This window comes from Bacillus cereus group sp. MG16, from assembly GCF_040459875.1.
Classification (GTDB): Bacteria; Bacillota; Bacilli; order Bacillales; family Bacillaceae_G; genus Bacillus_A; species Bacillus_A paranthracis.
The window spans coordinates 1,003,442-1,029,299 of the sequence record NZ_JARVHE010000001.1 but is presented as its reverse complement, the minus strand read 5'-3'; the positions used below and the strand labels follow the sequence as shown (position 1 = coordinate 1,029,299).

Sequence of the window (25,858 nt, the reverse complement as noted above, 5' to 3'; positions counted from 1 at the left end):
AGCTAGGAAAGAAAGATATTCGTGTGAAGAAAAAAGAAAGCACTCCGCAAATATGCGAAGTGCTTTTAACGGATTCCAAAGAAGTTTTTCATCTTTGTAAATACCGATACCTTTTCTTGTTCAAATGCTTGTAATGGGACATTCTCACCCAACAAACGTCTTGCAATATTACGATAAGCTAACGCTGCTTTTCCGCTCGGTTGCAACGCTACAGGCTCACCTGTATTTGTAGCACGAATAACTTCATCATCATCTTCGACAACACCAAGAAGCTCGATTGACAATGTACGTACGATTTCATCAACATCTAACATATCCTGTTCATGAAGCATATGACTACGCACACGATTAATAACAAGTTTCGGTGGTTCAATATCCTCTTTTTCTAAAAGCCCGATAATACGATCCGCATCGCGCATTGAGGATACTTCTGGCGTCGTAACAACAATTGCTTTATCCGCACCAGCTACCGCGTTTTTAAATCCCTGCTCAATCCCCGCAGGACAATCAATTAATATGTAATCATAATCTTGACGTAATACTTGTATTAATTCATCCATTTGTTCAGGTGTTACCGCTGATTTATCACTCGTTTGTGCTGCAGGTAATAAATAAAGATCATCAAAACGTTTATCTTTAATAAGAGCCTGAGGTAAACGGCAACGCCCTTCAACGACATCAACAAGATCAAATACAATACGATTTTCCAGCCCCATTACTACGTCTAAGTTTCGAAGACCGATATCTGTGTCAATTAAGCACACTTTCTTTCCAGATAACGCTAGGGCTGTCCCAATGTTCGCAGACGTTGTAGTTTTACCTACACCGCCTTTTCCAGATGTAATTACTATTGCCTCTCCCACAGCTATACAATTCCCCTTTCTAACTTTGTTAAATTAGGTCTAAGATGAGTGAGAAGTTGCAGTCGATCGACAACAATGTGATTGTTCTCATTAATATACGCACATTCTGCCGCCTCCGCTCCGTCTTCTTTCTCTTCCGGAGCCCGCATTGCCACATCACTAATTCGAAGTTGCATCGGGTTCATAACAGATGCAGCGATTACAGCATCTGAATCCCCATAATACCCCGCATGTGCAATTCCTCTTAATGATCCTACGACAAAAATATTCCCCCCAGCGATAACCGTTCCGCCTGGATTAACATCACCAATTAACAATAAATTTCCTTTTACATGTAAAACTTGTCCAGAGCGAACAATTTTGGAAATAGGGACGATTTCTGTTTCTTCTTTCCAAGCTATTGCTTCCTCTTTCGTTATAACATCACTTTCAATCGAATCCACAACGAGATTCTTTTTATTACGAATTAACGTACGAATCTCTTCTTGTTGGACTTCTGTTAAATAACGGTTTCCTACTTTCACATGCACTTCAATTAAAGAGCGTCCATCACCATCATAGTAATGTGTAGAAAGCTTTTCATCCAATTCCTTCAATAATTCAGAGAATGAACAACAATCATCTAAATGAAGGGTTATTCCGTCTTTTGTCCCTTTTATTGTTACATTTTGTTGCTTTTTTTCTTCCACTAAAGTTCACCCCACCGATTCAATTCGACATAAAATTAGAAAATCCTTTTTTCTTTTTCTTCCATCGCTTTTGAAAGACGCACTAAATATCGTCTCAGTGGGAAACAAACTATCAATAAGAAAATTGCATTTAGCAATAAAGTAGACAGGAGACGATCTGTGAAAAAGACATACGCCGACATATGAGTACGTCCTAACAAAGTTAAAAATCCATACACATAATACTCTAATGCTACTATGCTAGCTAGTACGATAGAAGTAACAATAAATAAATTCAATTGTAGTACCTTCATCACACTATAAACTAAATAAACTAAAATCGGATACGCAAAAATATATATACCAACAAGTTCCGTGTATACGGTATCAAATAAGAAACCAAATAATAGTCCGTAATAAATCCCTTGGACCGGACTATAGTACACAGTAATAAAACATAACACAATGATAAAGAAATGAGGTGATGCTATACTGTCTTTCCAAAAAACCTCTGTTGGAACAATAGTAGCAAACATATTTTCAAATAAAAAAGCAAAAAGGAGCAAAAGAGGAAGAGCTGCTCTTTTTAAAATCTTCATCATCTCTTCTCCCCCTCCTATTCTAATGGCGCTGAAGGCGTTTCACGTTTCGCAACTACAACATGCTCTACGTCATTTAAATCAGCGGCTGGCTTTACATAAGCTGTTTTTGTTAAACCGTATGGATCCTGCTGAACTTCAACGATTTTTCCAATTACAAGACCTTTCGGGAAAATATCACCGAGCCCAGATGTTACAACTAATTGATCTGCTTTTACTTCTGCATCAGAGCCAATCTTTGTGAAAAGAAGTAAGTGCTTTTCTTTATCGTAACCTTCAATCAATCCAAAGATTTTCTCATTCCCTTGTACGATAGCAGAAACACGATTTGTTCGGCTCATAGAACTTAACAATTCTACTGATGATGTAAACTGAGATACACTTTTCACTCGTCCCACTAAACCTTGTGGAGTTAATACAGCCATATCTTTTTTTATTCCTTGCTGTGCCCCTTTATCAAGTCCAACTAAATCGTACCATTTATCTGGATTACGAGAAACAACAGTCGCTGGAATTTCAGTATAACCGCTATTTAACTTATCTTTACCCGTTAACTCTTGTAACTTCTTGTTATCATCTTCTAATTGTTTTACTTTCCCTGATAGACCTGCATAATTGTCTAATTTTGCTTTTAATTCTTTATTCTCTTCATACGTGCGCTTTACATCCTCTACATTTTCGAAGAATCCAGCTACGTATTTCGCTGGCTTTTGGAATACACGTTCTACAACACCGACAGTGTCTTTAACAAACTGCTCTGGCCATGTTAAACTGTTCCGTTCTTTCAATGAGATTCCAATCAATGCCACGAGAAGAATAATACTAACTAACAAAACAATTAATCTTTTGTTTAAGAAAAACTGTGGCACGTTCACACCCTCTTAATTTCATTGATTTTTATTTTGCAATATTATCGAGCAGCAGTTTTGAAAAGATCGATATTGTCTAATGCTTTACCCGTTCCAATTGCTACGCAATCTAATGGATCTTCTGCAACAAGAACTGGCATATTTGTTTCTTCACTAATTACTTTATCTAAATTACGTAGTAATGCTCCGCCACCTGTTAATACGATGCCACGGTCCATAATGTCTGCCGCTAATTCTGGTGGAGTTTTCTCTAACGTATTTTTAACAGATTCTACAATGGCATCTACTGTATCTTTTAATGCATCTGCAATTTCTTCTGGTTGAATTAGTACTGTTTTTGGTAAACCACTTACTAAATCACGACCACGAATTTCCATAGGCTCGATACCTTCTGGCTCGCCTGCAGAACCAATTTCTAATTTTAATGCTTCAGCTGTTCTTTCACCGATCATTAAGTTGTAGCTTTTCTTAATGTACTGAATGATTGAATCATCCATATCATCACCAGCAACACGAACTGATTGACTTGTTACAATACCACCTAAAGAAATGATTGCAACTTCTGTTGTACCGCCACCGATATCAACAACCATGCTACCAGTTGGTTCCCAAACAGGTAAGTTTGCACCAATTGCTGCTGCAAATGGTTCTTCGATAGGATAAGCATCACGAGCACCAGCTTGACGAGTCGCATCGATTACTGCACGTCTTTCTACAGCTGTAATACCAGATGGTACACATACCATTACATAAGGCTTACGTGAGAAGAATCCATTTGATTTTTGAGCTTGTTGAATGTAATATTTCATCATTGTTGCTGTTGTTTCGTAATCAGCAATTACACCGTCTTTCATCGGGCGAAGTGCCACAACGTTTCCTGGTGTACGACCAATCATTTGTTTTGCATCGCTACCTACAGCAACGATTTGTTTCGTATCAGTTTGTAACGCTACTACCGAAGGTTCACGTAAAACTACACCTTTTCCCTTTACATATACAAGCGTGTTCGCAGTTCCTAAGTCTATTCCAAGATCGCGAGTAAAGCCACCAAATCCAAACATATTATTTATCTTCCTTTCTTGTTTTCACGGACTCATTTTTTCTTACTTTATATTATAAAAACAGTACGTTTTTTATATCTTTATCCTTTTTGTAGATAATTTTCTACAAAAAACTCATAAATCACATTATAAAACAAAATAAGTAAAAAGCATAGTCTTAAATATGACCTTTTTCCTTTAAACTCACGAATTTATGGTCACCTATTATAATATGATCGAGCACTTCAATTCCGATAATCCGGCCGCATTCTACTAAGCGTTTTGTTACTTCAATATATTCTCGGCTCGGCGCAGGGTCTCCTGAGGGATGGTTATGAAGACATATGATAGAGGCTGCTGCACGGCGAAATGCTTCTTTAAAAACTTCCCTGGGATGTACAATTGAAGAGTTTAAACTTCCAATAAAAATCGTTTGCCTATGTATAACTTGATTCTTTGTGTTCAAATAGAGACATACAAAATGCTCCTGTTGCAGGAAGCGCATTTCTTCCATCATATATGTGGCGCAATCTTCCGGGCTTCGAATGCTGTATCTATTTTGATATTCTAAACGTACCATTCTTCTACCGAGTTCAAAAGCAGCGATGAGCTGTGATGCCTTCGCAACTCCAACACCATGTATACTCACTAACTCTTCTAGCGTTGCGTCTTTCAACATACGTAAACCATCAAAATGATGCAAAATTTTATCCGATAACTTTAAAACTGTTTCTTCTTTAGAACCTGTTCTGAGTAACACTGCAAGAAGCTCCCGATTGGATAAACTTCCAGCCCCTTCTAACAATAAACGCTCCCGTGGCTGTTCTTCTTTGACAACATCACGAATACCGTTCATTTCTCCACCCCTTTATTTGTTCTCTCAAAGAAAATCCCATGCAGTTTTACGCATGGGTTACATCAATATTAAATTGTTTTAATTCCCGAACAAGACGTGAAATTGGTAACCCAACTACACTATAGTAGTCCCCTTGAATATGTTGAACAAAAATAGATCCTTTACCTTGAATCCCATAACTTCCTGCTTTATCCAAAGGCTCTTTTGATGCAATGTATGTGTCAATTTCCTCTTCTGTTAATTCCCAAAACGTAACTTCTGTACGCTCGTAAAAAGTGACTGTTTTGTCCTTTGCTATAATTGCAACACCTGTATACACCTCATGTGTTTTCCCTGATAATAATTGCAACATTTCTTTCGCCTCAGCCTCATTAGATGGCTTTCCAAGAATACGCGACTCATATGTAACAATTGTGTCTGCACCTAACACAATATAATCACTGTTATTTTCTGCTACCGCAGATGCTTTTTGCAGGGCAAGGGACATAACAATATCAGAAGGCGATGAATACGCACCAATCGTTTCTTCTACTTCACTTACAACAATTTCAAATGGTACACCCGCTAACTCAAGCAATTCCTTCCTGCGAGGTGATCCTGAAGCTAAAATAATTTTTTTCATATTTTCTCCTTCCTTTCTCACATGAAGCAGAATCATTTATATCAATCGTATCAAAGGAATAGTTTGTCCACAAATAAAAGAAATATTATTTTCTCTAAACAAAATAATACTTCCTTACCAAAACACGATTATATTCCTGTCATAGAGAAAGCACTTTACTCTAAATTCAAAAGAAAAGAAAGAAGCCTCTACACTTCTTCCTTCGTCATTTCATTATCCTATTATTTCACCTTTTGTGAAACAATTTTTTCGTATGAAAGTATACCATCAATGATAACTTGATTTAATTTCGCTAATGATTCCTTATCATCTTTTCCGTCCTTCACTGTTTGCACAGCTACCGACGTATACATATACAATTTCTTCGCTTCTTCCTGCTTCATACTTTTCCCTTCTTTTTCAATCGCTTTCCACTCTTTTTCGATTGCACTTATATCTTTTGCATTACTTTTTTCACTAGCTTGTACGCTAGAAGCATACTTTGCTAAATGAGTATATAATGGCTGTACTTTTGTTAAAAACGCCCCAACTTCTTTATCATCTTTAAGTAACGCTTTATCTGTTATATCCCAGTCCTTTTTCAATACGGAGACATTATCTTTTTTATACTGCGTCATTAATTGGTTTATGCCTTGTTCATCGCTAGCAATACCAACAACTAATGCATACTTATCACCGCTCGGTTTTAAGGCTGCTACACCTCCATTACCTTTCCACTCTTCAAGAGCGGCCTGTCCCTTTTCTTCAGAAGAATAGATTCCTCCTTGAACAAAAAATAATTTCATTGGATCTAATGACGTTCCTGTCTGTGCTTTTGTTTTTTCCTCTTTTGGTGCTGGTGTTTGTTCTGCCGTTCCACCCACCTTTGATTCTTCCTTTCGCATCTGCTTCGAAGCTGTTACTTCGCTTCCTCCTGTCGCACCTTGTCCTTTCAGTAACTGTAGCATCCCCATCCCAAACGCCGTACCAATAATAATTGCAGTTGCAACGATTGCAATTAACGTATTGCTCCACTTCTTTCGATTTTTTTCCGTAGATGCTACTTTCGATTTTTGAAACGGAACAACGTTTTTTGGCCTTTCACTTTCTACTACCATCCAGTCAAATTCATCTTTCTTCTTCTCCTCATACTTCGCTTCTGTTCCATTCACTTTCACTGAGATCGTTCGTGATTGCTTGTCCATACACTCACACCTCACCTCTTATCGTTGTCCGCATCATATCATATTCATTTCACAAAAAAACGAGATATTTGTCAGAGGAATTCGCCAAATAACCCTATATATTTATCTTATATGTATGCATTTGACTTCATTTGTAGAACAAAAAAACTAGATAGCAAAGACTATCTAGTTTTTTTCGCGAATATATTTTCGAACTTCCGAAATGAAATAAAGAGAACCTGTTATGATAAAAACATCATTTTCTCCAAGCATTTCAACCTTCGTATCAATTGCCTCTTTCCAATTTTCAAAAACTAATTTTGACTCTTCCTTTGCATACGATGCAAGCTCGCCTGCTGAAATAGCACGATCAAAGGCGAATGTTGTAAAAATAATTTCATCGGCGATGCTTTCTAATTGACCTACCATATTGTGCAATTGTTTATCACCAAGGGCAGTAAATAAAACTATTACATTTTTATCTTTGTAATGTGATTCTACCGTTTTCACAAGACTTTCAATACCTTCTGGGTTATGAGCACCATCTATAATAATATCCGGATTACTTTGCAGTTTTTCAAAGCGCCCCACCCAATACGCTTCCTGTAATCCCGTTCTTATTTCTTCTTCCTCAATTAAAAATGATAAGTATGTTTTTACATACATGACTGCCATAAGTGCAAGTGCTGCGTTTCCTACTTGATGGCTGCCTTTCATTGAAATTCGCACATCTTCAAAAGAGGCGAAAGGGCAAGTGAAATCGAAATGTTCTCCATCTTCGCTAGACTGTTTATGTAACGATGTAAAATGGTTGCCCATCTCGTATACATTTGCATGATTTTCCTTTGCAACTTTTTGAATAACTTGCAGTGCTTCCTCATCTTGCACACCAGTAATAACCGGAACACCAGACTTAATAATTCCCGCCTTTTCATATGCAATTTCTCCTAATGTATTACCTAAAATATGCATATGATCGTGACCGATATTCGTAATAATCGTGAGAACTGGATGAATCACATTCGTAGAATCAAAGCGCCCTCCAAGCCCTGTTTCAAATAAAACAACATCACAGAAATTAACTTTACCGAAGTAACAAATTGCCATAACAGTAATAATTTCAAACTCAGTCGCTTCCCCTAAATCCGTTTCATCTAGTTTTTCAACGACTGGCTTTACCATCTTTACAAGTTCAGTAATCTCTTCATCTGCAATTGGTGTTCCATTCACACTAATACGCTCGTTAAATGTTTCAATATAAGGGGAGGTAAATGTTCCTACCTTATATTTTGCATTTTCTAACATGTAGCGCATATATGTTAACGTTGAACCTTTTCCATTTGTACCAGCAAGATGAACACATTTTATGTGACGTTCTGGATTTCCGAGTTCTTCTAGCATCCATCTCATTCTTTCTAATCCTGGTTTAATACCAAACTTCAATCGGCTATGAATCCACCCTATCGCTTCTTCGTATGTATGTATCACGTATGCTTTCCCCTTTCAAAAAACAACCTTCATAACCCTATTATACGCAAAGAAAAGAGACTCACCAATATAGTGAGTCTCTAAAAAGCATTTTATTTCTCAAGATCTGCTAGACGTTGGCGAACTGCTTCGCGTTTTTCTAGGTAATCTTGCTCTTTCGCACGCTCTCCTTCAATAACTGCTGCAGGAGCTTTCGCTACGAAACCTTGGTTTGAAAGTTTCTTCTGTACACGTTCTACTTCTTTGTCGAACTTCTCAAGCTCTTTCTCAAGACGTGCTCTCTCTTCATCAAGATTGATAAGATCAGCTAACGGTAAGAATAACTCTGCACCTGTTACGATTGCAGTCATTGCTTTTTCTGGCGCTTGTAAGTCCGTTTGAATTGTTAATTCGCTTGGGTTACAGAAACGCTCAATGTAAGAGCTGTTTTTCGTAAGTTGAGCAAGTACAGCCTCGTCTTTTGCTTTAATTTGCATTTGAACTTTTTTGCTCATTGGCGTATTAACTTCTGCACGGATATTACGAACAGAACGAATGATATCAACTAGAAGGTGCATTTCTGCTGCAGCTTCTGCATCTTGTAAATCTTCGCGTACTGTTGGCCACGCTGCTACTGTAATAGATTCGCCTTCATGCGGTAAATGTTGCCAAATCTTCTCTGTTACGAATGGCATGAATGGGTGTAACAGACGCATTGTTTGATCTAATACGTAAGCTAAAATAGAACGAGTTGTTTTCTTAGCTGCTTCATCTTCACCGTATAGAGGAAGTTTCGCCATTTCAATGTACCAGTCACAGAAATCGTCCCAAATAAAGTTGTATAATGAACGACCAGCTTCACCGAATTCGTATTTATCCATGTTGCGTGTTACGCTTTCGATTGTTTCATTTAAGCGAGTTAAAATCCACTTATCTGCAACTGATTTTTCACCAGTTAAATCGATTTCTTCATACTTCATGTCATCCATATTCATTAATACGAAACGTGATGCATTCCAAATTTTATTAATGAAGTTCCAAGTAGATTCTACTTTTTCCATGCTGAAACGTAAGTCTTGACCTGGTGCACTTCCCGTTGATAAGAAGAAACGCATTGCATCTGCACCGTACTTCTCGATAACTTCCATTGGGTCAATACCGTTACCAAGAGATTTACTCATTTTACGTCCTTGCTCATCACGAACTAAACCGTGAATTAATACATCTTTAAATGGACGCTCGCCTGTAAACTCTAAACCTTGGAAAATCATACGAGATACCCAGAAGAAGATGATGTCATAACCCGTTACTAGTGCATCAGTTGAATAGTAACGTTTGAAGTCCGCTGCATCTTCATTTGGCCAACCAAGTGTTGAAAATGGCCATAACGCTGAACTGAACCATGTATCAAGTACGTCGTTATCTTGATTCCAATTTTCAATATCTGCTGGCGCTTCTGTACCTACGTATACTTCACCAGTTTCTTTATGATACCAAGCTGGAATGCGGTGTCCCCACCATAATTGACGAGAAATACACCAGTCGTGAATGTTTTCCATCCAACGTAAATATGTGTTTTCGAAACGATCTGGTACGAACGTTACTTTCTCTTCTTCTTTTTGCTGAAGCGCTACTGCCTTCTCAGCAAGTGGAGCCATTTTTACGAACCATTGTGTTGATAAGTAAGGCTCAACAACTGCACCACTACGCTCACTATGACCTACTGAATGCATATGAGGCTCGATTTCTACTAATACGCCCGCTTCTTGTAAATCTTTTACTAACGCTTTACGGCACTCGAAACGATCCATACCGTTATACTTACCAGCTTTTTCGTTCATCGTTCCATCTTCGTTCATTACTAAGATACGTGGTAAGTCATGACGGTTACCTACTTCAAAGTCATTCGGGTCATGAGCTGGCGTAATTTTTACAACACCTGTTCCGAAATCTTTTTCTACATACTCATCAGCAATAATCGGAATCTCACGGCCTACGATTGGAAGTGTAACTGTTTTTCCGATTAAATGCTTGTAACGATCGTCTTCTGGATGAACCGCTACCGCTGTATCACCAAGCATCGTTTCTGGACGAGTTGTTGCAAGACGAATGTGACCAGATCCATCTGTTAACGGATAGTTCATATGGTAGAATGCACCTTGAACTTCTTTATGAATTACTTCAATATCAGAAAGAGCTGTGCGTGTTGCCGGGTCCCAGTTGATAATATATTCACCGCGGTAAATTAAGCCTTTTTCGTATAATTGAACGAATACTTTATTAACCGCATCAGATAAACCTTCGTCTAATGTGAAACGTTCGCGAGAATAGTCTAGTCCTAAACCAACTTTCCCCCATTGTTGACGAATGTGAGAAGCGTATTCTTCTTTCCATTCCCAAGCCTTTTCAAGGAATTTCTCACGGCCAAGATCGTAACGTGAAATACCTTCTTCACGAAGTTTCCCTTCTACTTTCGCTTGTGTTGCGATACCCGCATGGTCCATTCCTGGAAGCCACAATACATCGTAACCTTGCATACGCTTCGTACGAGTTAAAATATCTTGAAGAGTTGTATCCCAAGCATGACCTAAGTGTAACTTACCAGTTACGTTCGGAGGTGGAATTACAATTGTATACGGTTGTTTCTTCTCGTCTCCTGTTGCTTCAAAATATTTGCCTTCTAACCACCACTGATAAAGGCCTTCTTCAACGGACATATGATCATATTTAGTTGGTAAATTCTTTTCCGTGTTTGACATTATTTTCCCTCCTTAAAATAAAAAATGCCCCTCATCCAAAAAAGGACGAGGGACATCGCGGTACCACCTTTATTTACAAACAAATTCAGGAATTTGCTTATACTCTTAATTTGATAACGGACAAATCCGTCTTTTCCTAATGAGAACTATTCCGTTCAGAAAAGATGCTCCAGGGCTACCTTCTAACATAACTATCTAGAGAATCTCCCAGCTAATGATTCTCCTCTCTGAAGACGTTTCTTGTTATACTCTTCCCCTTCAAGGCATTTATATGATTGTTAATTATTATATACAATAGTGTAAAAAACGAAACCTTATTCGTCAAGATAAATTTAATACTACAGCTTTTTGAGTAAAAAAAAGAAGATAAGTAACATCCTCTACTTACCTTCTTTATCCGTTCCCTTGCTGGGCAGCTTGTAATTGCGAAAGAAAATATTCTATATTACTAACGAGCCAATGCGCTTGTTGCAAACTCTTTACTCCGAGAAGTTCATTTTCCTCATTACGCCGCTCTCTTCTTTTCTTATAAGACTGGATTTGCCGAATAAATTGCGATGGATACGTCATATACGCAAACATGAGTAGTTGCTCTTCTTTCGTAAAAGGGAAATTTTTTTGATACATTTGATACCATTCAAACCGATCACTTCGCGCAATTGGATATGTGTTTAAAGACCGAGAATAAAAGCCTACAATATCTTGCACAGGTGTTGCAAACTTCGATTTTTCTAAACTAATAAAATAGCCATTCCGTTCATAATCAAATAAAAAATGATTAAGCGATACGTTACCATGTACAAAAGTAATGCGCGTTGTTTCTTTTTCTTTCATTGCATCGTTCCACTCATTTAATTGCTTCGTTGCAAACTCACGCGCTCTCATTACATGATGATAGTACGTACAATACTGCAATTCAAACGGAGACATATACCACTTCGCTTCCGATTCTACAAGAAACTCTTCTAACATCTCTCCATCATTTTCCCAACGATTGGATATATTTGTATAATGTTTTTCTAAATCCTCTTCTGTATACGTTTCTTCTTTTACCGTTTTTTGGTGCAACGTTCCGAGAGTCTGAAACATTTTATGGTATTGATCATTATCCTCGCCGTTCCCTTCCGCACGCTCTAACCAAGGCATTAAATAATAATTATACGTACCATCACTTAAAATATAATTTCCGTCCGTCGCATGATATATAGGTACATAATTTGAAAAACCTTTCTCCTTCAAATATTGAATATGATGCAAAAAGTTATTCCGCTCTAACTTCCTGCCTTCTATTTTCTTGAGCGCATATGGACCTTGATTCGTATAAATTTTCGTCACACTTCCGTGCTCTTCCATATGCTGCGTATCCAATCTATATTGCCTTACAATGGGTTCATAACGATTTCGTAATTCCATATCCATACGAATAACCCTTTCTATTCAAAACATAGCCTTTAGAAAAATAAGCGAGTGAAAACACTCACTTATTTCGCTTTCGCTCTTGAAACAGGAATATAAATAATTTGTCCTGTAGTTAAATATATATCTTCTGTTTGATTGACACGGTATAAGTTTTGTACAGATGTTTCATAACGTTCTGCAACAGATTCGATCGTATCTCCTTCTTGCACAAAATACATTCTTAACTTTGTAAATTCTTCTTCCGGTTCTTTCGTAAATAATTTCGTTAAATAAAGCGCATTTTCATCCCGCTGTGAATACGTTTCCTCTTCTTGTACTTCTTGTTTTTTCGCTTGTTCTTTCTTAAAATCTTTTCTTCCGAACAATTCAAATTGCGGCGTTGTTTCTTTCTCCTCTTCACGCTCTACAAATTCATGTTCTTCTATTTCCTCTTCTTCTTCTTCTTCTACTTCCTGCTCTTTTCTTTCTTCTAGTTGGAACGGTTCAAATGCGTAATCTTCCCACTCATCTGATTCCTTATAGGCTGGCTCTTCGACTTGTGGCGTTGGTCTAGTTTCATGCTCTTGCGCAGAATCATCCTCTAACTCAGCATACGCCGTTTCTTCCTCTTCCTCTTCATCCTCGATTCGTTCTTCATCACATAAACCTGTAATAGATATATCCGCTAATAATTGTAAGCAACCATTTTCCTTTAGTTCATAATCAAATTCCTCGATAGATACATATAGTTCTTCAATTACTTTCACACGGTTTCTTGGGATTGATATTTCAAGCGGGAAGGAATGAACAAGTTCATTAACCCCATCTTCTCTCGTTTCTACATAATCAATGGACTTCGCTGGCGATAGATCTCTTAATGAATAAGCTGAATCATCTTGCCTTGCAACATACTCTCCCGTTAAATCTAATTGCCCTCTCACAATTACCTCATGATCAAGCTCTTCTATCTCAACGTCTGGATCTAACGAAATTGACAAAAGTTCTTCGACTTCCTGTCCTTTTTGGAACCAAACAGATTCTTTTAATGAAAAACGTAATGAATGATCTGTTGCCACTTCTTTTCCCCCTCCCAAACTATATGTCATTACAGATTTATGTACGGAAAGCTGACTTTATGAATAAAAAAATCGCTCCCCTTACGGAGAGCGATTTTTTTATTCAATTAAGCTTTTAATTTTGACATTGCAATTTCAGCCGCTGCAATCGTCGCTTCAATATCTGCATCACTATGTGCTGTCGATAAGAATAAACCTTCAAATTGGGATGGCGGTAAAAATACACCTTGTTCTACCATTTCACGATAGTAAGCCGCAAAGAACTCTAAGTTTGAAGATTTTGCTGCATCGTAATTAATAACTGGTTCATCTGTAAAGAAGATACCAATCATAGAACCCGCACGATTGATATGATGTGGAATGCCATGTTTTTCAGCCGCTTTACGTAAACCAGCTTCTAACATTTCAGCTTTACGCTCGAATTCTACATACGATTCTGGCGTTAACTGTACTAACGTTTCATAACCTGCTGCCATTGCTAGTGGGTTACCTGATAAAGTACCTGCTTGATAAATCGGTCCGCTCGGTGCAACTTGGCGCATAATTTCTGCTTTACCACCGTATGCTCCTACCGGTAATCCACCACCGATTACTTTACCTAAACAAGTTAAATCAGGTGTTACACCGTAATAACCTTGTCCACAATTATAAGCAACACGGAATCCTGTCATTACTTCATCAAAAATAAGCAATGCGCCATTTTGCTCTGTTACTTCACGAAGACCTTCTAAAAATCCTGGTTGCGGAGGAACAACCCCCATATTCCCTGCTACTGGTTCTACAATGACACAAGCAATATCATCACCGAATTGTTCGAAAGCGTATTTCACACTTTCTAAATCGTTATACGCTACTGTAATCGTATTTTTCGCTACACCTTCTGGTACACCAGGGCTATCTGGTAAACCTAGCGTTGCTACACCAGAACCCGCTTTAATTAATAACGAGTCACCATGACCGTGATAACAACCGATAAATTTCAAAATTTTGTTACGCCCTGTATAACCACGAGCTAAACGTAGCGCACTCATTGTCGCTTCTGTTCCAGAGTTAACCATACGCACAATCTCAATTGATGGAACACGCTCAATAACAAGTTTCGCTAATTTATTTTCAATTTCCGTTGGAGCACCGAAGCTCGTACCTTTTTCAGCAACAGCTTTTAAAGCCTCAACAACACGATCATTTGCATGACCATGAATTAATGGACCCCATGATAATACGTAATCGATGTATTCATTTCCATCGATATCATATACTTTAGAGCCTTTTCCACGCTCCATAAACAACGGATTCATACCGACAGACTTAAAAGCACGAACTGGGCTATTTACGCCACCAGGCATTAAATCTTGAGCCTCTTCAAACGCTGCAATCGACTTATCAAACTTTTTCATTATTTAGCGCCTCCTTCTTGTAACCATCTTGCTGCATCTTTCGCATGATACGTAATAATTAAATCTGCTCCTGCGCGTTTCATACTAATTAATTTTTCAAGTACAACTTCTTTTTCATTAATCCAGCCATTTTGCGCTGCCGCTTTAATCATTGAATATTCACCGCTTACGTTATAAGCAACGACTGGTAAATTAAAGTTATTTTTCACATCACGAACGATATCTAAGTAAGAAAGAGCTGGCTTTACAATTAAGAAATCTGCCCCTTCCATTACATCTGATTCTGCTTCACGGAATGCTTCCATGCGGTTCGCTGGGTCCATTTGATATGTTTTACGATCACCAAATTGCGGTGCACCATGCGCCGCATCACGGAATGGTCCGTAAAATGCTGATGAATATTTAACAGCGTACGACATAACTGGTACATGTCCAAAACCATTTTCATCTAATGCGTGGCGAATTGCTGTTACGAATCCGTCCATCATGTTTGATGGCGCAATAATGTCCGCCCCTGCTTTCGCTTGACTTACAGCTGTTTTTGCAAGAACTGCAAGAGACTCGTCATTTAAAATAATACCATCTTCAATTACACCGCAATGACCATGGCTTGTGAATTGACATAAACATGTATCCGCAACTACTACTAGATCAGGGAATTCACCTTTAATTTGCTGAATCGCACATTGCACAATTCCATGATCACAATATGCTGATGATCCAACTTCATCTTTTTCAGCAGGTAAACCAAATACAATAACAGAACGAATACCTAAATCAACAACTTCTTGCATTTCAGCTTGCAATAAATCTAAAGATATTTGATATACGCCTGGCATAGAAGGCACTTCATTACGAACATTCTCTCCTTCTAATACAAAAATAGGGTAAATAAAATCTTCCGTATGTAAAAACGTTTCACGCACAAGCGCACGCATGCCTCCACTTTGTCTTAAGCGACGATGACGATTAAATTGTAAAGAGTTCATAGATTTCTATCCCCATTCTTTTATTTTATAGATTCACAAACACATTGTAGTAATGCTTCTACAGTGTACTCTTTCGGCATAATAATATGCGGAAAATAAAGGCTCGCCTCTTTTTCCGTAATAGGCCCTATACAAGCAATTGTACATTTTTTTGTCCATTCTCTCCAGTTTGTATCCTCAAGTAAACGAACAAAACTAGTAACAGTGGAAGGGCTCGTAAATGTAATAATGTCTACTTTCCCTACTTCTAACGCTTCTATAAGCTCTTGCTTTTTCTCTACATTTTCTTTCGTACCATATACGATAAGCTCATCTAGAGAAACACCCATTTCACGAAGCGCAACTGGAATTACATCTCTTGCTAAATTCCCTTTCGGAAATAAAATACGTTCGTTTCCACTTAATCTTTTTACAAACTCTTCTGCAAATACTTCTGCAACAAATGAAGTTGGAACAAAATCCACTCGATAGCCTCGCTTTTCTAACTCTAACTTTGTTTTCACACCTACTGCAGCAATTTTATTCGTTACAGGTAGCTTCTGTCTCAAACGATCTAGAAAAAAAGCTACCCCATTTTTACTCGTAAAAATAACCCAGTCATACGAATGTAACTGCCCTGCTATATGTTGAATTTGCCTATGAGACATACCTTCCATACGCAAAAGCGGAATTTCCAATGGAATTCCGCCCTTTTCTTTCACCGCTACACTCATTTGTTTTGCTTGATGCTGGGCACGCGTAACCAATACCGTTTTGCCAGCGAGAGCGTTCATACTTATTGTTGCCCCTTATTTGCAGCAAGAATGAGTTCTTTTGCGCCTTGTTTAATTAAACGGTCCGCAGCCTCTAATCCCACTTTCTCTGGATCAGTTCCTACTACTGTCTCTTTCAATAAAACAGAACCGTCCATAGACCCGACAAGAGCTGTTAATTCGATTGCATCGTTTTCTGTAAGAGTTGCATATCCAGCGATCGGAACTTGGCATCCCCCTTCAAGTTTATGAAGAAATACGCGTTCTGCTGCCACTGTTTTTTCTGTTACTCCATCATTCATATGAGCTAACAACTGCAGTAAATCTTTATCATCCTCACGACACTCAATCGCTAATGCACCTTGTCCTACAGCAGGTACACATAACGTCTCATCTAAATGTTCTGTAATAACTTCATTATCCCAGCCCATCCTTTGTAATCCCGCTGTCGCTAAAATAATTGCATCGTAATCTTCTTCTTTTAATTTGCGTAAACGTGTATCGATATTTCCGCGAATCCACTTCACTTGTAAGTCTGGTCTCGCAGCGAGTAGCTGTGCACTACGTCTTAAACTACTCGTACCTAAAATAGCGCCTTCTGCTAACTCTTTAAACGACGCTCCGTTTTTTGAGATAAAAGCATCACGAGGGTCAACACGCTTTGGTGTACAACCAATCATTAATCCTTCTGGAAGTACGGCCGGCATATCTTTCATACTATGTACAGCCATATCAATTTCTTTCGTAAGTAGCGCATGTTCAATCTCTTTCACAAACAAGCCTTTGCCACCTACTTTTGAAAGAGTAACATCTAAAATTACATCGCCTTTTGTGACGATTTCTTTCACTTCAAATTCATATGGTAAACCTAGCGCTTTTAACTGATCAATAAACCAGTTTGTTTGCGTTAATGCTAATTTACTCTTTCGTGACCCTACAATAATTTTGCGCATAATTTTCTCTCCTCATTATAAATACCAAAAGTGGAAGTTGGATAAACTGCTTAATAGAAAAATATTAATTAGCATTACGAGAAATGCTCCGATGTTCCACTGCACGATTTTCTTCCCTAGCAATACATCTGCCGCTCGTAAATAAAGGCCCGCACAATATACAAATAGAACGACAAAAGACCCGATTACTTTCGTATCATACCAATGGAAATTGTCCAATTTTGTATATCCCCATATGCATCCTAATAAAATAGCTAGTAAGAAAAATGGAACAGAAAATAAATTTAATCCGTAAGACATCGATTCTAGCTTCGGTAAATTCCCTAACCTTCTTAATCTCGCATTCCATTTTTTCTTTTTTAATAGGCGATATTGCAATAAATACATAATAGAAAAAATGAACGATACAGTAAAAGTTGCATAAGAAATAATAGCCATACCGACATGTACATATACAAGCTCCGAAACTAATTGCTCTGCAAGTACCGGCGACATCTTTCCGAGCGGCGTAAAAATAGAAAAAGCGCTTACGCCAAATGCAACAACATTTGTAAAAAAGACTAAAAAATCGATTCTCATAAATCGATTAATGACTAACGACATCGTAATCAATAGCCAAACATAAAAATAAATGCCTGATAATAAGGTTAAAAGAGGGTTCGTTTCTGAATCTGTAGCTCTAAGCAACATAAAAATAGAATGCAGAACCCATACAATCGAAAGTAACCAAAAAGCAAATCGGTTCGCCTTTCGGTTACTTTGGAAATAATCTATAAAATATAAACTAATGCTACAAGCATATAAAATAATTGCAATATGATAAATAATACTGTTATTTAAAAAACTCATCCGATCATCCTTCCAAATTATAAAGATGGAACGGATGGTGTCCACGCTCTTTTATGTTCTACTTCTTCCGCACGACTCTCTACGTCTTCCATTTCTAAATCGAAAATCTTTGCAAATAACGCTAATTTTTCGTCTGCTCCCTCTTCAGCAGCTATTTCTTTCGCTACTAAAATTGGGTCTTTTAATAATTGATTAATAATACTTTTCGTATGCTTACTAATTACTTTTCTCTCACGATCATTAAGATTCGGTATTTTTCGTTCCAGACTTTCCATCGTTTCACTTTGGATAGCAAGTGCCTTATCACGAAGGGCTGATATTAACGGAACGACACCAAGTGTACTTAACCACGTTTTAAATAAAACAATTTCCTCTTCAATCATAAATTGAATTTTCTCTGCTTCTTTTAAACGTTCAGCACGGTTCGCTTCCACTACTCCTTGCAAATCATCAATGTCATATAAGAAAGAACCTTCTAGCTCATCAATCGCGGGATCAATATCACGCGGCACTGCAATATCAACCATAAATAATGGACGACCAGAGCGCATTTTCTCTACCTTTGTCATCATCTCTTTCGTAATGACATAATCCGATGCACCAGTTGAACTAATTAAAATATCAGCTTCTAATAATGCACATTGTAATTCACTTAAAGGTTTTGCATGTCCCATATATTTCTCAGCCATTATTTCTGCTTTTGAAAGCGTCCTATTCATGACTGTTACTTTACGAGCACCGCTTCCATATAAGTTCTGTAGTGCAAGTTCACCCATTTTACCAGCACCGAGAATAAGCACGTGACAATCTGTTAACTCGCCGAATATTTTCTTTCCTAGCTCAACAGCAGCATAACTAACAGACATCGCACTTTCACCAATTGTCGTTTCTGAGTGAGCACGTTTCGCTAATGTAATAACTTGCTTAAACAATTCATTAAAAATTGTCCCTGTTGCTTTTACTTGTTGCGCTTCTAAAAAGCTATCTTTTATTTGACCTAAAATTTGCGTCTCTCCAACTACCATAGAATCTAAACCGCACGTTACGCGGAATAAATGATCTATTGCACCATCTTGTTCAAAAATAGTTAAATATGGTGCGACTTCTTCTATTTCAAGCTGAAACCAATCAGCTAAAAACTTCTTAATATAATACCGTCCCGTGTGTAATTGATCGACAACAGCATAAACCTCAGTGCGATTACAAGTTGATACAATGACATTCTCTAACACGCTCTTTTGATTTTGTAATGTAGTCATTGCTTGCTCTAGCTCTGCTGCCTGAAATGTGAGTTTCTCACGAAATTCTACAGGGGCTGTTCGATAATTTACACTAACAACAAGAATATGCACGCAGCATGTCCCCCTTCACCCGTTTTATCACTTTATCTACTATCATAATACAACTTTCCTCTTATGAATCTGACAATCGTGTGAACAACCGATTATTTTTTATTTATTCTCCGTATGTAATAAAGGAGATTCAGTAAAACGAATAAAAAATTTCTACTTTATAATGATTATAAATTAATAACTCTATTTGTACGTTACCAAAAAAAGCCCTCATAATCAAGTGATGGAAACTATTCCATATGAATTATAACATCATCTTTCCTATCTTCTTTCATCATGAAGGAAAATATGTATGATTGTTCCAAATTGTAGCACGAACTTTCTCAATACAATGTATTTGACATTGTATTTCTTTTTCGTTATATTAGTTTTACAAAATTAAATTGTGCACAATTTAATAAGGAAGGAGTTATGTATGGTAGATAATTCTTTACATCTAGATAACCAACTTTGTTTTTCTATTTACGCCTGTTCTAGAGAGGTTACACGCTTTTACCGACCGTATTTAGAAGAAATGGGCATTACGTATCCACAGTACATTACTTTACTCGTACTATGGGAGCAAGATGGACTCACAGTAAAAGAAATTGGAGAACGTCTATTTTTAGATTCCGGTACGTTAACACCTATGTTAAAACGAATGGAATCATTAAACCTTATAAAACGCGTTCGTTCCAAAGAAGATGAGCGAAAAGTATGTATTGAATTAACAGAACAAGGTAAAGATTTACAAGATAAGGCTTGTTCATTACCGACAACAATGGCAACAAATTTAGGAATTACAGAACAAGAATATCGTTCTTTATTAATTCAATTAAATAAACTAATTGAAACAATGAAAACAATTAATGATAGAAAAGGGGAATAAACATGGATAAATTATATACTGCTTCAGTAACTGCTACAGGTGGAAGAAACGGAAAAGTAGTCTCAGATGATGGCATATTAAATCTTGATGTGAAAATGCCAAAAGCACTAGGTGGTGCAGGCGGAGAGGCAACAAATCCAGAACAACTATTTGCTGCTGGTTATGCCGCTTGTTTTGATAGTGCATTACAACTTGTCATTCGTACAAAACGTGTGAAAGTAGAAAGTACAGAAGTAACTGCTCACGTTTCTATCGGAAAAGATACAGATGGTGGTTTCGGCCTATCCGCTGTACTTGATGTACATGTCGCTGGCGTTTCACATAGCGAAGCACAAGAACTTGTAGAAGCCGCTCACGGTGTATGTCCTTATTCGAAAGCAACGAGAGGAAACATTGAGGTTACATTAAACGTACGCTAAAAAAATTAGTAAAACAAAAAACGCGCGACATTCGTCACGCGTTTTTTGTTTTTGTAAATTTATGAATTGCTTTCCATGCTTCTTCTTTTCCAAGTCCTGTTTCAGAAGAGAATAGAACGACTTCATCGCCACTTTCAATATCAAGCGTTTCTTTAACAACTTTTAAATGCTTTTGCCATTTTCCTTTCGGAATTTTATCGGCTTTCGTTGCAATAATAATGGTTGGAATGTCATAATGCTTTAAGAAATCATACATCATTACATCATCATTTGTTGGTTTGTGACGTAAATCAACTACTAATACAGCTGCATCTAATTGCTCACGTGTTGTAAAATACGTTTCAATCATTTTACCCCAAGCCGCGCGCTCTGTTTTAGATACTTTCGCATATCCGTAACCTGGAACGTCCACAAAGTGCATCATCTCATTAATTAAGAAGAAGTTTAATGTTTGTGTTTTTCCTGGTTTAGAAGAAATACGTACTAACTTTTTACGATTTAAAATTTTATTAATAAATGAAGACTTCCCGACATTTGAACGACCTGCTAATGCAATTTCTGGTAAGTCACCGTCTGGATATTGTTCTGGTTTAACAGCACTAATTACAATGTCTGCTTTTGTTACTTTCATTGTTTCACTCCTACTAATGCGTGCTCCAATACTTCATCTAAATGAGATGCAAGCACAAACGTAAGGTTTTCTTTTACGCTCTCTGGAATATCATCTAAATCTTTCTCATTTTCCGCCGGTAAAATAATCTTTGTTAAACCTGCGCGGTGAGCACTTAATGTTTTTTCTTTTAAACCACCAATCGGTAATACACGACCACGAAGTGTAATTTCACCTGTCATCCCCACTTCTTTACTTACAGGAATACCTGTTAGCGCAGAAATAAGTGCCGTTGCCATCGTAATACCTGCTGACGGTCCATCCTTTGGAACTGCTCCTTCTGGAACATGAATATGAATATCATTTTTCTCATGGAAATCAGGATCAATCTGAAGCTCTTCTGCACGAGAACGAATATAGCTAAACGCTGCTTGTGCGGATTCTTTCATAACATCCCCAAGTTTCCCTGTTAAAATTAATTTCCCTTTACCTGGCGCTACAGACACTTCAATCGCCAGTGTATCGCCACCTGCTGCCGTATACGCTAAACCTGTCGCCATACCAACTTGGTCTGTTTTTTCAGCTTGCCCATAACGGAATATGTGCTTACCAAGTAAATCAACAACATTTTTCTCTGTTACTACAATACGCTTACGTTCTGCTGTAACGATAATCTTTGCTGCTTTACGACAAACTTTTGCAATTTGGCGCTCTAGTGTACGAACACCAGCCTCACGTGTATAATAGCGGATAATTTCAAGAAGCGCTTCATCACGTACTTGTAAATTACCTTTTCGTAAACCATGCTCTTGTAATTGTTTCGGCAATAAATGTTCACGAGCAATATGAACTTTTTCAAGCTCTGTATAGCCAGCAATCGAAATAATTTCCATACGATCAAGTAATGGGCCTGGAATACTTGAAAGTGTATTCGCAGTTGCTACAAACATAACTTTCGATAGATCATATGGTTCTTCAATGTAATGATCACTGAAGTTATGGTTTTGTTCTGGATCTAACACTTCAAGTAATGCGGCTGATGGATCTCCACGGAAATCGTTAGACATTTTATCAATCTCATCTAATAAAAAGACTGGATTAACTGATTTCGCCTTTTTCATACCTTGAATAATGCGTCCTGGCATTGCTCCAACGTACGTACGACGGTGACCACGAATTTCAGATTCATCACGCACACCACCAAGGGATACACGGACAAAATTACGATTTAATGATGTTGCAATAGAACGCGCTAACGAAGTTTTTCCGACCCCAGGTGGTCCTACTAAACAAAGGATAGGCCCTTTTAATGAATTCGTTAACTTCTGTACCGCTAAATATTCAAGTACGCGCTCTTTCACTTTCTCAAGACCGTAATGATCTTTGTTTAAAATCTCTTCAGAATGAGCAAGATCAATCATATCTTCTGTTGCCTCTGTCCACGGAAGTGCTAATAACCAATCCATATAATTGCGAATAACACCGCTCTCCGCAGAACTTGCTGGTAACTTTTCATAACGATCTAATTCTTTCAGCGCAGCCTTCATTGTTTCTTCAGGCATTCCTGACTGTTCAATTTTCTCACGAAGTTCTTCAACTTCCCCGCCCTTACCTTCTTTATCGCCAAGTTCAGTTTGAATCGCCTTCATTTGCTCACGTAAAAAATATTCTTTTTGCGTGCGCTCCATTGAACGTTTCACTTTTTGTCCAATTTTCTTTTCTAAACTAAGTAATTCTTGTTCATCTTGAATAATTGAAATAAGTGTATGTAATCGTTCTTTCACAGATATGATTTCTAAAATCTCTTGTTTCTGCTTCGTTTTAATTGGCAAGTGAGAAGCAATTAAATCCGCTAATCTTCCTGGCTCTTCTACATCAGCTACCGTTGCAAATGTTTCATTTGAAACTTTTTTCGAAACTTTAATATATTGTTCAAAATGCTCCAGTAATGTACGCATAAGGGCTTTCTCTTCTAAATCAGCTTCCACTTCTTCCGTTATCGTTTTAATAGAAACTTGCACTACATTTTCTTCTTCGATAAACTCTACTACTTCTGCTCTATGTAAACCTTCTACAAGGACACGAAGCGTACCGTTCGGCAATTTTAACATTTGCTTCACTTTCGCCACTGTACCTACACTATATATGTCATCTTCTTTCGGATCATCGATATTCATTTCTTTTTGCATTGCTAAAAAGATGATATTTTCATCCATTGCCGCCTGCTCTAGTGCTTGTATCGATTTATCACGTCCTACATCAAGATGCAGAACCATCGTTGGATATACGAGAACGCCTCTTAATGGTAGGAGGGGCACGATTCTTTCATTCGTATTCATACTAGACATAGCACCTCCATAATAAATTAAACTCCTGTTCAACTATTTTATATTACAATACATCTAGATGCAATTGCAGAGATTCTCCGCAACTGTAAATCCCTCGTTTTTTCTCCCTTATAAAAGAAAAAAGACTCCGCTTAAGCATACAAACTTAAACGAAGTCTGGCAAATACTATTATCGTTCATTCTCACATTGATTGTGCATCTGTTTCGTCTATCGTAGTATGTACATCAAGCTCTCGATGTATATTTTCCTGTATAAACGTTAGCTCAAATACTTCCTTCAACTTCCGAACAGGAATAATTTCAATTCCTTTTATTGTATACAAAAATGGTTGCATGTTTTCAGCAGGAATGATAACTTTCTTAGCTCCTGCCTTTTTCGCAGCTTTTATTTTTGCGTACACACCACCGATAGGTTTCACTTCCCCGTGTATACTTATCTCTCCAGTCATCGCTACTTCATTATTCACATACGTATGATGCACTGCTGAATACACACCTGTTGCCATAGCAATTCCCGCCGAAGGCCCATCAATCGGGATACCACCTGGAAAATTAATATGTATATCGTACCCTTCTGGCAATACATCTAGAGATCGAAGTACTGTTAATACATTATCTACAGAACCTTTCGCCATACTTTTACGACGAATGGATTTCGTTTGACTACCAATACTTTCCTCTTCAACAATTCCGGTAACATTTACCGATCCTTTATCTTTCGCCTTGATTGCTGTTACTTCAATTTCTAATAACGCGCCTGTATTTGGTCCGTATACAGCAAGTCCATTTACAAGACCGATTCTCGGAATAGGGTAAATGCGTTTTTCATACTTCGGTGTGAGCTGACTAGAGTGAACAACCCACTCTATATCTTCATCTTTAATGAAAGGACGTTCTTCATTTATTGCCATTCCAGCAGAAATTTGTACAAGATTAATCGCTTCTCGCCCATTTCTCGCATACATCCCAATCATTTCAATACCATTTTCACCGATTTGCATTTCCACTTTTTCAGCCGCATTCTTCGCTACTTTTTGAATTTCTTCTGTATCTAACTCACGGAAGAACACTTCTAAACAGCGCGACCGAATAGCAGGAGGTATCTCATCTGGCGAACGTGTCGTCGCCCCAACTAAGCGAAAATCGGCTGGTAAACCTTTTTGAAAAATATCATGTATATACGTTGGAATCATCGTATTTTCTTCACTATAGTATGCACTTTCCAAAAACACTTTTCGATCTTCTAGCACCTTTAACATTTTGTTCATTTGAATCGGATGTAGTTCACCTATCTCATCAATAAACAAAATACCACCGTGAGCATCTGTTACCGCACCTTTTTTCGGTTGCGGAATACCTGCTTGCCCCATCGCACCAGCACCTTGATAAATTGGATCATGCACCGAACCAATTAAAGGGTCTGCAATACCACGTTCATCAAACCGAGCTGTCGTCGCATCCAGTTCAATAAATGTTGCATTTGTGCGAAATGGAGATTTCGGATTTCGTTTTGCTTCTTCTAATACAAGACGCGCTGCCGCTGTCTTTCCGACACCTGGCGGACCATATATAATCACATGTTGCGGGTTTGGACCACAAAGAGCCGCTTTTAACGACTTAATCCCGTCCTCTTGCCCTACAATATCTAAAAAGGATGTAGGACGCACCTTTTCCGCAAGCGGCTCTGTTAAAGAAATCTCGCGCATTTTACGAAGCTGTTCTAATTCTTTTTTCGATTCTCGATCAATTGAAACTTTTTGTGTTCGCTGATTTCGAAGTAAATGCCAAAAATACAATCCGACAATTACACCAAAAACAAGTTGAACAAGTAAAAATATATTTGTCCAGCTCATCATTTATTTCCTCCCGCAATGTTTTATCTCTTAGTATTTCCGCGGAGGAACATAGCTAAACATAAAGAAAAACAGCAATTATAAAAAT

General features: G+C 37.8%; 23 protein-coding genes and 1 other annotated feature. Of the genes, 2 read left to right on the top strand and 21 right to left on the bottom strand.

Features of this window, described 5'->3' with window-relative positions; translation table 11 throughout:
- Positions 1-65: 65 nt before the first annotated feature.
- From minD to hemA, 18 genes are all read right to left on the bottom strand, one after another.
- Positions 66-863 (bottom strand): septum site-determining protein MinD, encoded by a 798-nt coding sequence (gene minD, locus QCI73_RS05330; protein WP_000503310.1) that lies wholly within the window; start codon positions 861-863, stop codon positions 66-68.
- 2 nt (positions 864-865) lie between these two features.
- On the bottom strand, positions 866-1,552 hold the full coding sequence (gene minC, locus QCI73_RS05325) for a septum site-determining protein MinC (protein ID WP_000391517.1): 687 nt from the start codon (positions 1,550-1,552) through the stop codon (positions 866-868).
- A 35-nt stretch (positions 1,553-1,587) separates the two neighbouring features.
- A complete protein-coding gene (gene mreD, locus QCI73_RS05320; RefSeq protein ID WP_000975746.1) occupies positions 1,588-2,133 on the bottom strand; it encodes a rod shape-determining protein MreD in 546 nt (181 codons plus the stop codon).
- 14 nt (positions 2,134-2,147) lie between these two features.
- Positions 2,148-2,999, bottom strand: a complete 852-nt coding sequence (gene mreC, locus QCI73_RS05315; protein ID WP_001135482.1) for a rod shape-determining protein MreC — start codon at positions 2,997-2,999, stop codon at positions 2,148-2,150.
- A 41-nt stretch (positions 3,000-3,040) separates the two neighbouring features.
- Complete coding sequence (mreB, locus tag QCI73_RS05310; RefSeq protein WP_000466737.1) at positions 3,041-4,060, bottom strand: cell shape-determining protein MreB; 1,020 nt, start codon at positions 4,058-4,060, stop codon at positions 3,041-3,043.
- A 157-nt stretch (positions 4,061-4,217) separates the two neighbouring features.
- On the bottom strand, positions 4,218-4,895 hold the full coding sequence (gene radC / locus QCI73_RS05305; protein WP_353822611.1) for a DNA repair protein RadC: 678 nt from the start codon (positions 4,893-4,895) through the stop codon (positions 4,218-4,220).
- 46 nt (positions 4,896-4,941) lie between these two features.
- Positions 4,942-5,517, bottom strand: coding sequence for a Maf family protein (locus tag QCI73_RS05300; RefSeq protein ID WP_000720488.1), 576 nt, complete (start codon positions 5,515-5,517; stop codon positions 4,942-4,944).
- Between the two features lie 221 nt (positions 5,518-5,738).
- Positions 5,739-6,701 carry a stage II sporulation protein B gene (locus tag QCI73_RS05295; RefSeq protein ID WP_070806885.1) on the bottom strand — a complete coding sequence of 321 codons (963 nt, stop codon included), beginning with the start codon at positions 6,699-6,701 and terminating at the stop codon, positions 5,739-5,741.
- Positions 6,702-6,866: 165 nt separating this feature from the next.
- Positions 6,867-8,168: a bifunctional folylpolyglutamate synthase/dihydrofolate synthase gene (locus tag QCI73_RS05290; RefSeq protein ID WP_327922444.1), complete on the bottom strand. Its 1,302-nt coding sequence runs from the start codon at positions 8,166-8,168 to the stop codon at positions 6,867-6,869.
- A 92-nt stretch (positions 8,169-8,260) separates the two neighbouring features.
- On the bottom strand, positions 8,261-10,906 hold the full coding sequence (locus QCI73_RS05285) for a valine--tRNA ligase (protein WP_000072228.1): 2,646 nt from the start codon (positions 10,904-10,906) through the stop codon (positions 8,261-8,263).
- A gap of 38 nt (positions 10,907-10,944) precedes the next feature.
- Positions 10,945-11,177: a binding site (T-box leader), on the bottom strand.
- A gap of 122 nt (positions 11,178-11,299) precedes the next feature.
- Positions 11,300-12,325 (bottom strand): spore coat protein YsxE, encoded by a 1,026-nt coding sequence (ysxE, locus tag QCI73_RS05280; RefSeq protein ID WP_000367002.1) that lies wholly within the window; start codon positions 12,323-12,325, stop codon positions 11,300-11,302.
- 62 nt (positions 12,326-12,387) lie between these two features.
- A complete protein-coding gene (gene spoVID, locus QCI73_RS05275; protein WP_353822610.1) occupies positions 12,388-13,380 on the bottom strand; it encodes a stage VI sporulation protein D in 993 nt (330 codons plus the stop codon).
- Between the two features lie 107 nt (positions 13,381-13,487).
- The gene (gene hemL / locus QCI73_RS05270; protein WP_000712926.1) at positions 13,488-14,777 is read right to left on the bottom strand and encodes a glutamate-1-semialdehyde 2,1-aminomutase; all 1,290 of its coding nucleotides are present in this window, start codon (positions 14,775-14,777) and stop codon (positions 13,488-13,490) included.
- Positions 14,777-15,766 (bottom strand): porphobilinogen synthase, encoded by a 990-nt coding sequence (hemB, locus tag QCI73_RS05265; RefSeq protein WP_353822609.1) that lies wholly within the window; start codon positions 15,764-15,766, stop codon positions 14,777-14,779. The genes hemL and hemB overlap by 1 nt, the downstream gene beginning before the upstream one ends.
- A 20-nt stretch (positions 15,767-15,786) precedes the next feature.
- Complete coding sequence (gene hemD / locus QCI73_RS05260; protein WP_327922442.1) at positions 15,787-16,539, bottom strand: uroporphyrinogen-III synthase; 753 nt, start codon at positions 16,537-16,539, stop codon at positions 15,787-15,789.
- Positions 16,540-16,541: 2 nt separating this feature from the next.
- On the bottom strand, positions 16,542-17,471 hold the full coding sequence (gene hemC / locus QCI73_RS05255) for a hydroxymethylbilane synthase (protein WP_001226411.1): 930 nt from the start codon (positions 17,469-17,471) through the stop codon (positions 16,542-16,544).
- A gap of 15 nt (positions 17,472-17,486) precedes the next feature.
- Positions 17,487-18,320 (bottom strand): cytochrome C assembly family protein, encoded by an 834-nt coding sequence (locus QCI73_RS05250; protein WP_000008995.1) that lies wholly within the window; start codon positions 18,318-18,320, stop codon positions 17,487-17,489.
- Positions 18,321-18,337: 17 nt separating this feature from the next.
- Positions 18,338-19,672: a glutamyl-tRNA reductase gene (hemA, locus tag QCI73_RS05245; RefSeq protein WP_327922440.1), complete on the bottom strand. Its 1,335-nt coding sequence runs from the start codon at positions 19,670-19,672 to the stop codon at positions 18,338-18,340.
- Positions 19,673-20,087: 415 nt separating this feature from the next.
- Here hemA and QCI73_RS05240 point away from each other — a divergent pair, with 415 nt between their 5' ends.
- Both QCI73_RS05240 and QCI73_RS05235 read left to right on the top strand, forming a co-directional pair.
- Positions 20,088-20,540 (top strand): MarR family winged helix-turn-helix transcriptional regulator, encoded by a 453-nt coding sequence (locus QCI73_RS05240; protein ID WP_353822608.1) that lies wholly within the window; start codon positions 20,088-20,090, stop codon positions 20,538-20,540.
- Positions 20,541-20,542: 2 nt separating this feature from the next.
- Complete coding sequence (locus tag QCI73_RS05235; RefSeq protein WP_000359781.1) at positions 20,543-20,959, top strand: organic hydroperoxide resistance protein; 417 nt, start codon at positions 20,543-20,545, stop codon at positions 20,957-20,959.
- Between the two features lie 34 nt (positions 20,960-20,993).
- Here the strand turns inward: QCI73_RS05235 and ysxC are convergent, their stop codons facing one another.
- From ysxC to lonB, 3 genes are all read right to left on the bottom strand, one after another.
- On the bottom strand, positions 20,994-21,590 hold the full coding sequence (gene ysxC / locus QCI73_RS05230) for a ribosome biogenesis GTP-binding protein YsxC (RefSeq protein ID WP_000869113.1): 597 nt from the start codon (positions 21,588-21,590) through the stop codon (positions 20,994-20,996).
- Positions 21,587-23,917 (bottom strand): endopeptidase La, encoded by a 2,331-nt coding sequence (gene lon / locus QCI73_RS05225; protein WP_000097297.1) that lies wholly within the window; start codon positions 23,915-23,917, stop codon positions 21,587-21,589. Before lon ends, ysxC begins: the two co-directional genes overlap by 4 nt.
- Before the next feature lie 182 nt (positions 23,918-24,099).
- Entirely contained in the window at positions 24,100-25,770 is a 1,671-nt protein-coding gene (gene lonB / locus QCI73_RS05220) for an ATP-dependent protease LonB (RefSeq protein WP_014481760.1), read from the bottom strand.
- Between the last annotated feature and the right edge of the window lie 88 nt (positions 25,771-25,858).